Source organism: Streptomyces sp. SolWspMP-5a-2 (genome assembly GCF_900091845.1).
Taxonomy (GTDB): domain Bacteria; phylum Actinomycetota; class Actinomycetes; order Streptomycetales; family Streptomycetaceae; genus Streptomyces; species Streptomyces doudnae.
Map to the genome: position 1 here is coordinate 1 of NZ_FMCI01000249.1, position 10,505 is coordinate 10,505.

Here is a 10,505-nt window from a genome sequence, read left to right on the forward strand (position 1 = left end):
TCGCGCCGGTACCCGCGCCCGCCTCCGCCCCCGGTCGCGGACGGGCGCCGGTGCGCGGACCGCCGCTGTTCGGCGACGGCCCCCTGTACCCGGCCAACCGCCACGAGTTGCCGCCGCTGTCGGACGGGTCGGCGCCCGGCTCCGTGCCCTCCTTGGGGTCGTCCGGGTCCTGCGCCGAGGGCTGCGGCGGCACGGTCGGCGAGACCCCCGCCGGGCCCGCCACCCCCGGCCTGGCCGCCGTCGCGCCGTTGCGGGACGCGGCCCGGTGCGCGGCGTCGGTCGTCGGCGTCGTCCCGAACTCCCCGAGCGCGGCCCGCGCCTGGGATATCCGGATGGCCTCCATGGTCATGTCGTGGCGCATCTCCGAACGGCTCCAGGCGCGTTCAGCCAGCTCCCACATGGTCGTCAGATGGACCGGGTTGGTCCCGGTGACCTCGGCCAGCGCCACGATCGCGCCCTTGGGCGCCAGCAGCCGCCCGTTGAGATAGCGCTCCCAGGACGTCTTGCTGTACCCCGTGCGGTCGGCCACCGCCGCGATGCTCAGCCCACCCCGGTCCACGAGCCGGCGCAGTTGGCTGGTGAACTCCCTGACCTGCGGATCGAGTTCATCCGGCAAGTCTTTCCAGCGAGGCATTCCTTCCCCCCTCTTTCCCCCCGGTCGGTGCTGTTCGTCCCCCGTGCGCGCCACCCGCGCGGGGTCGGTTCCGGCCATGCGCGGGGGTGCGTCCGGCCAGGATCTCAGTTCCCCGGACGGGGGCGCACGTCACCCGAGTGTGACGGCGGCGAGCACGCCGACCGCCAGCAGGGCGACCAGCAGCACGAGGGCGTACCGCAGCAGCCGTCCGCCCGGGGTCTGCGGGGCACGGTCGGGCGGGGCGTCCCACCACGGGAGCGTGGGGTCGTCCTCGTACTCCTGGCCGCCGTCCGGTCTGACCGGCAGGGACGCGGGCTTCGGCCAGGCCTGGACGGCGAGTTCCCAGCGGACGCCGAAGCGCTCGGCGTCGGTGCCCGCGAGCCCGGCGATCCGGCACAGCGCGGCGACGGCCTGCCGGGGCGGCGGCTGGGTGGCGTTGAGGTAGCGGTGCCAGGAGGACTTGCTGTAGGCGGTCTTCGCGCCGAGCGCGACGAGGCTGAGCCCCGTGCTGTCCTTCAGGGTCCGCAACTGCTCGACGAAGTGGCGCACTTCCGGAGGCAGATCGTCCGGCAGCGGCTGCCAGGCACCCATCGTTCACCTCCACGGCTCTCTCTTCGTGTGCTGGATCGTCCGGTTGCGTCCCGCCGCTGGTCGCCCGCGCGGACGGGTCCCGCGGTGTCCGGTCGGTGCGAGTGACGACGGCGGGCACCGGGACGGTTCCGCCGAAACGGGACGTGGCCCGATCCGGCCGGAACCCGGACACCGTGCCGGAACGGTCACCGCCGTGCCACAGCGCGCCGACACCCGTTGAACAGGCCGTTCACGGTGACCGAGGGTGTGGGGGCGGCGGCCCGTCCCGCACCCGGGGGAGGGGACGGGCCGTCGTCCACGGCGCGCTCAGCCGCTGCTGACCGTGAAGTGCAGCGTGTCCTTGAGGAACGGGATCTGCAGCCACGGGTCGGGCTGCGCCATCATCGCCAGCACGACGATCGCGAGGCCCAGGGCGCCGTAGGTGCAGATGTCGGTGAACCGGGAGCGCACGGCGAGCATGCCGACGTCCGGCATCACCCAGCGCAGCGCCCCGCCCGCCAGCAGGGCGAAGCCGATCAGCAGGGTCCCGACCCGGAACACGTCGAGCGCGGTGAGCAGCAGACCGAGCGCGACGACGCCGAGCACGGCGAGGATCGGCCACTGCCGGGCGGGCGCGGGGGCGTCCCGGGGCGCGGCCCGGCCACCGCCCTCCGGCCGCGCGGTGTCCCGCGTGAACAACGGGAACCGCCCGCCACCACGCCGCAACCGGGTACTCCCCCGACGCACACGGGACGCGGGGACGTCACCGGAGGTGTCGGAGGCGGTGCCTTCGGACGCGGGCGCGGAGGCGTTGCCGGAGGCATCGGGGGTGGTGCCTTCGGACACCGGCGGGCCCGAGGCGTCGGGGGCGGTGCCTTCGGCTGCCGTGCCCTCGGCTTTTGGGCCCTCGGGCGGCGTTCCCTCGGGCGCCGTTCCCTCGGCTTCCGCGTCCTCGGATGCGGGCTCGTCCGGCTCGGGGGCGTCCGACGTGGGCCTGTCCGGCTTGGACGCGTCCGATCCGGGAGTGTCCGACTCCGTGGCGGCGGACTCGGCGACGGCGGCTTCGTCGCCGTCCGCTCCGGGACCGTCCGCTCCAGAGACGTCCGCCCCGGAACCGTCCGCTCCGGGACGGCCCGCTTCGGAACCGTCCACACCGGAACCGTCCGCTCCGGGACCATCCGCTTCGGAGTCGGCGGTCCCGGGGGCGAGCGGCTCCCTGGTGGTACCGCCGCCGATCGCCTGTCGCACGGCCGCCTCCGCCTGTTCTTCCGGGGTCGCGGTACCGGCCGGGCCGCGCGGGGCCCGGCCGTCCCGTCGGGGCTCGCGCGGCTCAGCCGACACTGCGCTCCGCCGCCTCGACCACGTTGACGAGAAGCTGGGCGCGGGTCATCGGGCCGACACCGCCCGGGTTCGGGGAGATCCACCCGGCCACCTCGGCGACGCCGGGGTGCACATCGCCGACGATCTTGCCCTCGGCGCTGCGGGAGACGCCCACGTCCAGGACGGCGGCGCCCGGCTTCACGTCCTCGGGGCGGACCAGGTGCGCCGAGCCCGCCGCGGCGACGATGATGTCCGCCCGCCTGAGGTGCGCCGAGAGGTCGCGGGTGCCGGTGTGGCACTGGGTGACCGTGGCGTTCTCGCTGCGCCGGGTGAGCAGCAGCGGCATCGGGCGGCCGATGGTGACGCCCCGGCCGACGACGACGACCTCGGCGCCCTTGATCTCGACACCGTGGGCGCGCAGCAGGGTCAGGACGCCGTTCGGCGTGCAGGGCAGCGGGGCGGGCTCGTTGAGCACGAGGCGCCCGAGGTTCATCGGGTGGAGTCCGTCCGCGTCCTTGTCCGGGTCCATCAGTTCCAGGACGCGGTTCTCGTCGATGCCGCGGGGCAGCGGGAGCTGGACGATGTAGCCGGTGCAGGCGGGGTCCGCGTTCAGCTCGCGGACCACGGCCTCGATCTCCTCCTGCGTGGCGGTGGCGGGCAGTTCGCGCTGGATGGAGGCGATCCCGACCTGGGCGCAGTCGCGGTGCTTGCCCGCGACGTACTTCTGGCTGCCGGGGTCGTCCCCGACCAGGATCGTGCCGAGGCCGGGCGTGACGCCCTTCTCCTTCAGCGCCGCCACGCGGACGGTCAGATCGGACTTGATCGCGGCTGCGGTGGCCTTGCCATCGAGAATCTGGGCGGTCATGGTCCCATCCTCGCGGATGACAGGCCCCTGGTTCCAATCCGGGTGGTCCGGGCTCCGTGGCACGTATCCGGCCAAGATCGCAGATGTTGCACTTGCACAACGTCTGCGGGCCACGGCTGGACAAGCCCTTTCCAGGCCACCACGATGAACGGCGCAGTACCGCGGTCCGTGTTGGGGGGCAAACCGCTCATCTACTGACGTTCCTCCGCCATCCGCGTCGTCCCCGCAGCACAACGGAGGAAGTCCCGCCATGAGTTTCGGCTCGCCGCAGAACCCGTACGAGCAGCAGCCCGGATACGGCCAGCAGCCCGGTTACGGCCAGCAGCCCCCGCAGCCCGGTTACCCCCAGCAGCCCGGTTACGGCTACCCGCAGGCGCCGCAGGGCGTGCCGCAGCAGGGGTACGGCTATCCGCAGCAGCCCGGCTACCCCCAGCAGCCCGGTTACCCGGGCGGTCCCGGTCCGCGCGTCGCCTCGATGGGCCGCCGTCTGGGCGCCCGCGCGATCGACGGCGTGATCCTGAGCGTCATCTACATCTTCCTGGCCGTCATCGGTGTCGCGGGCTCCATGAACGCGGCCGGCGACTGCGACCCCAACGCGGCCGACTACAACAGCTGCCTGAACGACGCGGGTTCCGACTTCGCGGCCAAGTTCGGCGCGGTGATCGGCGTCCTGGCGATAGCGAGCCTGATCTACGAGTGGCTGATGGTCGGTCTGGTGGGCGCGACCCTCGGCAAGCTCGCCGTCGGCGTCCGCGTGGTGAAGGTCGAATCCGGCCAGAAGCCGGGCCTGGGTTCGTCGTTCATCCGCTGGATCATCCCGATGGTCGGCAGCATCGTCTGCGGCATCGGCCAGCTCCTCGTCTACCTGTCGCCGTTCTGGGACAAGTCGGGCCGCCAGCAGGGCTGGCACGACAAGGCGGCCAGCACCATGGTCGTCCAGAACTGACCGCTCGCCGCTGCGCGATCGTTCACGCCGAAGGCCGTGCCCACCCGGGGAGGGGGGGCACGGCCTTCGTGGTGCGGCGGGCGGGACGGTCAGTGGAAGAAGTGGCGGGTGCCGGTGAAGTACATCGTCACGCCCGCCTTCCGCGCCGCCTCGACGACCAGCTCGTCACGGAGCGAACCGCCGGGCTGGACCACGGCCCTGACACCGGCCGCGGTGAGGACCTCCAGGCCGTCGGGGAACGGGAAGAAGGCGTCCGAGGCCGCGTAGGCGCCCCGGGCGCGCTCCGCACCGGCCCGCTCGACGGCGAGCTTCGCGGAGTCGACACGGTTGACCTGGCCCATGCCGACGCCGACCGAGGCGCCGTCCCTGGCGAGCAGGATCGCGTTGGACTTGACGGCCCGGCAGGCCCGCCAGGCGAACGCCAGCTCGGCCAGCTCGTCGGCGGAGAGCGCCTCGCCGGTCGCCAGGGTCCAGCGCGCCGGGTCGTCGCCCTCGGCCTGGAGGCGGTCGGTGACCTGCAGGAGCGCGCCGCCGTCGATGGGCTTGACCTCGACGGGCCGCTCGGGCGCGGCCGGGGCCTTCAGGACGCGGATGTTCTTCTTCCGCGCGAGGACCTCCAGGGCGCCGTCCTCGTAGCCGGGGGCGACGATGACCTCGGTGAAGATCTCCGCGACCTGCTCCGCCAGCTCCTTGCTGACCGGCCGGTTGACGGCGATGACCCCGCCGAACGCGGACAGCGGGTCGCAGGCGTGCGCCTTGCGGTGCGCCTCGGCGACGTCCGCGCCGACCGCGATGCCGCACGGGTTGGCGTGCTTGATGATCGCGACGCAGGGCGCGTCGTGGTCGTACGCGGCACGGCGGGCGGCGTCCGTGTCCGTGTAGTTGTTGAAGGACATCTCCTTGCCGTGCAGCTGCTCCGCCTCGGCGAGCCCGGCGCCGGTGCCGTCCACGTAGAGGGCGGCGGGCTGGTGCGGGTTCTCGCCGTAGCGCAGGGTGCTCTTGCGCTCCAGGGCGCTGCCCACGAAGTCAGGGAACGAGGAGTCGTCCACCGGCGCGTACTCGGCCGCGAACCAGCCCGCGACGGCGATGTCGTAGGACGCCGTGTGCCGGAACGCCTCGGCGGCGAGCCGCTTGCGGGCGGGGAGGTCGAACCCGCCGTCCTGGACGGCCGCGAGGACGTCGGCGTACCGCTCGGGGCTGGTGACGACGGCGACGGAGGGGTGGTTCTTGGCGGCGGCGCGCACCATGGAGGGCCCGCCGATGTCGATCTGCTCGACGCACTCGTCGGGCGAGGCGCCGGAGGCGACCGTCTCGCGGAACGGGTAGAGGTTGACGACGACGAGGTCGAACGGCTCGACGCCCAGCTCGGCGAGCTGCTCGCGGTGGCTGTCCAGCCGCAGGTCGGCGAGGATGCCCGCGTGCACCTTCGGGTGCAGGGTCTTGACCCGGCCGTCCAGGCACTCGGGGAAGCCGGTCAGCTCCTCGACCTTGGTGACGGGGACCCCGGCGGCGGCGATCCGCGAGGCGGTGGAGCCGGTCGACACCAGCTCCACACCGGCGGCGTGCAGCCCGCGCGCCAGCTCCTCGAGTCCGGTCTTGTCGTAGACGCTGACCAGCGCGCGGCGGATGGCTCGCTTGTTGCTCTCGGCGGTCACTGGATAACTACCTTTCGTCCCTCGATGCGATAGCCGTTGCGGGCGAGCCGCCCCACGACCTCGACGAGCAGCCTGCGCTCGACGTCCTTGATGCGCTCGTGCAGAGCGCTCTCGTCGTCCTCGTCCCGGATCTCGACCACGCCCTGGGCGATGATCGGGCCGGTGTCGACGCCGTCGTCGACGAAGTGGACGGTGCAGCCGGTGACCCGGGCGCCGTACGCGAGCGCGTCCCGCACTCCGTGGGCGCCCGGGAAGCTCGGCAGCAGTGCCGGGTGGGTGTTCACGACCCGTCCGCCGAAGCGGGCGAGGAACTCCTTGCCGACGATCTTCATGAACCCGGCGGAGACCACCAGGTCGGGGTCGTGGGCGGCGACGGCCTCGGCGAGGGCGTGGTCCCACTCCTCCCGGCTCGCGTGGTCGCGCACCTTCCGCACGAAGGTGGGCAGCCCCGCCCGCTCGGCCCGCGCGAGCCCCTCGACGCCGTCGCGGTCGGCGCCGACCGCGACGATCTCGGCGCCGTACGCCTCGCGGCCGACGCGGTCGATCTCGTCGAGGAGGGCCTGGAGGTTGGTGCCGGAACCGGAGACCAGGACGACGAGGCGCTTGACCGCTCGGCCAGCGGGGGTGGCGGCCACGGTGGGGCCCTTTCTCGGGGGAGCGTCTGTGCGGCCGGTATGTACGTTCGTACGAATGCTTCGCGCCCCGGGATACGGGGAAGTCTACGAAGCGCCCGGCCGTCAGCAACGATACCGGCACACCGGACGGCCCCCATGGGACGGGGGCGTGGCCGGGAGGTACCGTCTGCCTGGAGTGCGCGGAGCGGGCTCGGGAACGCGGCCGGTGCGCGGGGCGTTACCAAGGCGACAGCTCACGCCGAACCGGTCGATTCCACGGACCCATCCACCAAGGGGAAGACGCTCACTTGATGTCGGACCGCAGCCTGCGACTGCTCACGCCCTCCCGGCCGGTGCGGGGAGGCGAGCCCGTCGGCGTGCTGCGGCGCGACCGGCCGTCCTCCTCGCCCGACGCGCCGTCCGGCGAGCGCTCGGGGGACGGGCAGGACGGCCGCGGGGACGACAACCCGTTCGCGCCCCCGCCCGAGGGCACCCCGGACCGCCCCTGGCAGCCGCGCCGCGCGGCCGGTGACGACGGCGACGACGACCGCGACGGCGATCGCGGCGGCTCCCGTTCGCCCTGGGGGCGGAACTGGAGCGACCGCCAGCCCGGCCGCTCGTCCGACGGGTTCGGCAGCCGCCCCGGCGCCCAGGGCTCCGGCTCGGACGGCCCGAACGGCCCCGACGGACCCGACGGTTCCGGCAAGGGCCCGGGGCAGGGCATGCGCTGGGACCCCACCGACCCGGTCCAGCGCAGAGCCCGCCTCTCGCTGCTGACCGGCATGTGGGCCTTCTTCTTCGCCCTGTTCGGCTGGCTCTACGTGGGTCTGATGCTGGGCGCGCTGTCCCTCTACTGGGGCATCAGCTCGCTGCGCGCCACGTCCCGGCCCGCCGCCGACGCCAAGCCCGGCGCGGAGAACTCGCGCCCGCAGACGACGGCGGCGATCAGCGGCCTGGTCACGTCGGGGCTGGCGCTGGTCCTGGTCGCCGGGTACTTCACCGCGCAGCTCGTCTACAGCGACTACTACACCTGCTCGAAGGACGCCCTCACCAACGTGGCGAAGCAGTCCTGCGCGCAGCACCTCCCGAAGGAAGTCCGCGGCCTCCTGGGCGCGCAGGACTGACACGACGGCGGCGAACGGCGAACGGCGAACGCCTGCGGGGTGTGATCGGCGACGGTCGTCCGCGGGGCGTGATCGGCGGCGGTCACCGTCCGGGCGCGGGCGGCCGCGATCGCCGTCCGGGCTTGGCCGGTGGCAGTCACCGTCAGGGCGTGGTCGGCGGCTCGTCGCTCCCGGGTTCCGCACGGGATCCGGGGATCTCGCGGGCCTCGTGGCTCTCTCGAGTCTCGCCGGTGGGCTCGGGTGAGGGTGGCGCCGGGGGCATGTCCGGCGCCTCGGGGGTTCTTGACGCCTCGGGGTTCCGTGGCGCTGCGGGGTTCCTGGGCGCCTTGGTGTCTCCGGGTGTCTCGGGTGTCTCAGGCGCCCCTGTCGTCCTGGCCGTTCCTCCCGTATCTCCCGTCCCTCCCGTCCCAGTGAGCCCCGGGGCTCCCGTCGGCCCAGCCGTCCCCGGCGTCCCCGGCGTCCCTGCCGTACCCTCCGCTCCCCTGGCCCTCGGTGGGGTCGATGCCCGGCGGAGTTCCGCCCAGCGGGACTCGCGGGTGGCGTCGTCGTACCAGGGCGAGGCGGACGGCGGCGGCCCGGACGGCAGGAAGTCGTAGGGGTCGAACTGGTCCCCGCCGGACTGATCGCGCAGCAACCCGGAGACCCGGTCCTGGTCGTAGGGGACGTCAGGACCGGGGACGAGAGGACGTGGCCCGGGGACGCCCGCCCCGGCCCGCTTCCCGAACCAGCGGCGCCCGGCGGACCCGGAATCCCGGTCCCGGTGCGGCTCGTCGGCGCCGGTGCCGTCCTCCGGCGTCCTCCCGCCCCACCAGCGCCGCCGCTTCCCGGCCGCCGTCCCGGTGGTGTCGCCGCGCCCGGCGGAGCCGCCCCGCGTGCCGGGTCCGCTCGGGGACGCCGTCGCACCGCGCCGCTCGGTGCCGCCCTGCGGGCCCACCCCTCCGGTCGGCACCGGGGCCCGGCGGGTCCGGCAGCGCCAGGCCCGCGCCAGGAGCGCCACCGGCACGCCCGCGACCGTCACCCACACCGCCGTCGCGCCACCCGTCTGCCACCAGACCGGGCCGAACCGGGACAGCGCCGCCACACCCAGCCTGCCGCCGGCCGCCGCCGCGAGGACCGCGACCGCGATCCCGCACAGCGCCGCCGCGATCACCGTCGTCGAGGCGGTCCGCCCCCGCGACCAGAAGCCCTCCGGGTCCACGACCCCGCTCTCGCGCGCCACGAACCAGCCGACCGTGGCACCGGCCACCGCGGGGACCAGGGCGACGGCCCAGGTCAGCGGGGTGTCACCGGGCGCCGACGGGGCCGCCGCGAGCAGCGGGAAGGGCGGCAGCGAGGTGGCCGACGCGGACGACAGCGGCCCCACCGCATGGCCTACGCCGAGCAGGAATCCGGGGCCGAGCCCGTACGAGGCCGCCCACACCGCCGCGTTGGGCACCAGCGTCAGGCACAGCAGCAGCACCGCGAACCGCCCGGACCAGCCGTCCGTCAGTTCGAGGAAGGAGCCGCGGGCCGCCGCGCCGTGCCAGAGCAGCGAGACCCCGAGCAGCAGCGCGCCGCCCCCGACCAGCAGCGCGGCCCCGGCGCCCGCGGCCCGCGCGGCGACCCCGAGACGCTCCTGCGCGGCCACGCCCAGGACGTGCCTGCGCAGCCGCACAGGGAGTCTGACCAGCAGTCCGTCGGCCGCGTCGCGCGGGCGCCCGTACGCCGTCCACACCCCGAAGGCGGCCGCGCCCGCGACGAGCGGCGGCAGGCACACCGCGGTCCAGGCCCAGGCGGGGCGCAGGGCGCCGCCCGAGGCGTAGAGCGCGGTGGCGGCGCCGACGGCGAGGTAGCCGAGGACGACACCCGCCCACGCCGTACCGGCCGGGACCTCCGGGTCGCCGCCCTGCGGACGGTCGTCGGAGCCGCCGCCGTCGGCCGCGTCCCGGGCGGCCCGGTGGACCAGCCAGACGGGGAGCGCGAGCAGGAGCAGCGGGGTGACGCCCACCGGCGCGGGGACGCCGCTGAGGGTGTCGGTGCGGACGAGTTCCGCGCCGTGCGCCAACAGCCACAGCGACGCGGTGACATGCAGCGCCCCGCCGGGTCCGCTGTCGGGGTACGGGGAGCTGATCCACAGCACCATCACGAGCACGGCGAACACCCCGAGCCCCAGTCCGGCCGCGAGCGCGCCGCCCAGGAGGCTCGCGCCGAGCCCCGGCCATCGGGCGCGCGTCCGGGTGAGCAGGGACGACAACGGCGGTCGGCGAGCGGTCATCTGGGTCACGTCGTCATGCTCCCAACGACACGCGCTTTTCCGTCGTAACAGGCGAAGCTCCGTAGTGTCGCCCAATATATGGTTATGTACTTTTTCGCACGAAAGGGAGCCCCGTGACGCAAGGCCCTCCCTCCCCCCTGCCCCCGCCCAAGGAGTGCCGACGGCTGCGTGAGGCGCGGTCGCTGACACAGGCTCAGGCAGCCGAACGGGTCGGAGTCACCCGGGAGACCGTGCGGGCCTGGGAGACGGGCCGGACCACGCCGCGCGGGCGGAAGCGGGAGGCGTACGCGAGGTTCCTGGCCTCGCTGGACGGCACGGGGTCGACGCAACGTCAGAAGCCGGAGGAGTCACCCGTGGTGACGGTGTCCCTGCAGAAGAAGCAGCGCGAACGGCAGCAGAAGGGCGGACCGCAGCGGCAGTCGGCCGCCCCGTCCGAGGCGGGCGGCACGGCGGCGGCGGAGGAGGCGGCGGCGGGCGCGGAGCCGGTCGGGCCACCCGGGTCACCGGGGGCGTCGGGACCGCC

The 10,505-nt window shown here is 74.4% G+C and carries 10 protein-coding genes; 3 read left to right on the forward strand and 7 right to left on the reverse strand.

Annotated elements, in window-relative coordinates; all coding sequences use genetic code 11:
- The 4 genes from GA0115242_RS24555 to GA0115242_RS24570 form a co-directional block, all read right to left on the reverse strand.
- A partial coding sequence (locus GA0115242_RS24555; RefSeq protein WP_161353266.1) for a helix-turn-helix domain-containing protein occupies positions 1–634 on the reverse strand: 634 nt, incomplete at its 3' end.
- Between the two features lie 129 nt (positions 635–763).
- Positions 764–1,225 (reverse strand): helix-turn-helix domain-containing protein, encoded by a 462-nt coding sequence (locus GA0115242_RS24560; protein WP_093832021.1) that lies wholly within the window; start codon positions 1,223–1,225, stop codon positions 764–766.
- Between the two features lie 306 nt (positions 1,226–1,531).
- Positions 1,532–2,050, reverse strand: coding sequence for a DUF3017 domain-containing protein (locus tag GA0115242_RS24565; protein WP_093832033.1), 519 nt, complete (start codon positions 2,048–2,050; stop codon positions 1,532–1,534).
- A gap of 484 nt (positions 2,051–2,534) precedes the next feature.
- The gene (locus tag GA0115242_RS24570; protein WP_093832023.1) at positions 2,535–3,389 is read right to left on the reverse strand and encodes a bifunctional methylenetetrahydrofolate dehydrogenase/methenyltetrahydrofolate cyclohydrolase; all 855 of its coding nucleotides are present in this window, start codon (positions 3,387–3,389) and stop codon (positions 2,535–2,537) included.
- Between the two features lie 250 nt (positions 3,390–3,639).
- On the opposite strand from GA0115242_RS24570, the gene GA0115242_RS24575 reads away from it, so the two are divergent.
- Positions 3,640–4,335 carry an RDD family protein gene (locus GA0115242_RS24575; RefSeq protein WP_093832025.1) on the forward strand — a complete coding sequence of 232 codons (696 nt, stop codon included), beginning with the start codon at positions 3,640–3,642 and terminating at the stop codon, positions 4,333–4,335.
- Between the two features lie 89 nt (positions 4,336–4,424).
- Here the strand turns inward: GA0115242_RS24575 and purH are convergent, their stop codons facing one another.
- On the reverse strand, positions 4,425–5,990 hold the full coding sequence (purH, locus tag GA0115242_RS24580) for a bifunctional phosphoribosylaminoimidazolecarboxamide formyltransferase/IMP cyclohydrolase (RefSeq protein WP_093832027.1): 1,566 nt from the start codon (positions 5,988–5,990) through the stop codon (positions 4,425–4,427).
- A complete protein-coding gene (gene purN / locus GA0115242_RS24585) occupies positions 5,987–6,625 on the reverse strand; it encodes a phosphoribosylglycinamide formyltransferase (RefSeq protein WP_093832029.1) in 639 nt (212 codons plus the stop codon). Before purN ends, purH begins: the two co-directional genes overlap by 4 nt.
- A gap of 290 nt (positions 6,626–6,915) precedes the next feature.
- Between purN and GA0115242_RS24590 the strand changes: the two genes are divergently transcribed.
- Positions 6,916–7,728, forward strand: a complete 813-nt coding sequence (locus GA0115242_RS24590; protein ID WP_093832031.1) for a hypothetical protein — start codon at positions 6,916–6,918, stop codon at positions 7,726–7,728.
- A gap of 142 nt (positions 7,729–7,870) precedes the next feature.
- Here the strand turns inward: GA0115242_RS24590 and GA0115242_RS42545 are convergent, their stop codons facing one another.
- A complete protein-coding gene (locus tag GA0115242_RS42545) occupies positions 7,871–9,982 on the reverse strand; it encodes a cell division protein PerM (RefSeq protein ID WP_237549286.1) in 2,112 nt (703 codons plus the stop codon).
- Positions 9,983–10,095: 113 nt separating this feature from the next.
- On the opposite strand from GA0115242_RS42545, the gene GA0115242_RS41855 reads away from it, so the two are divergent.
- The coding region (locus GA0115242_RS41855; protein ID WP_256089574.1) for a helix-turn-helix transcriptional regulator at positions 10,096–10,505 on the forward strand (410 nt) is incomplete at its 3' end.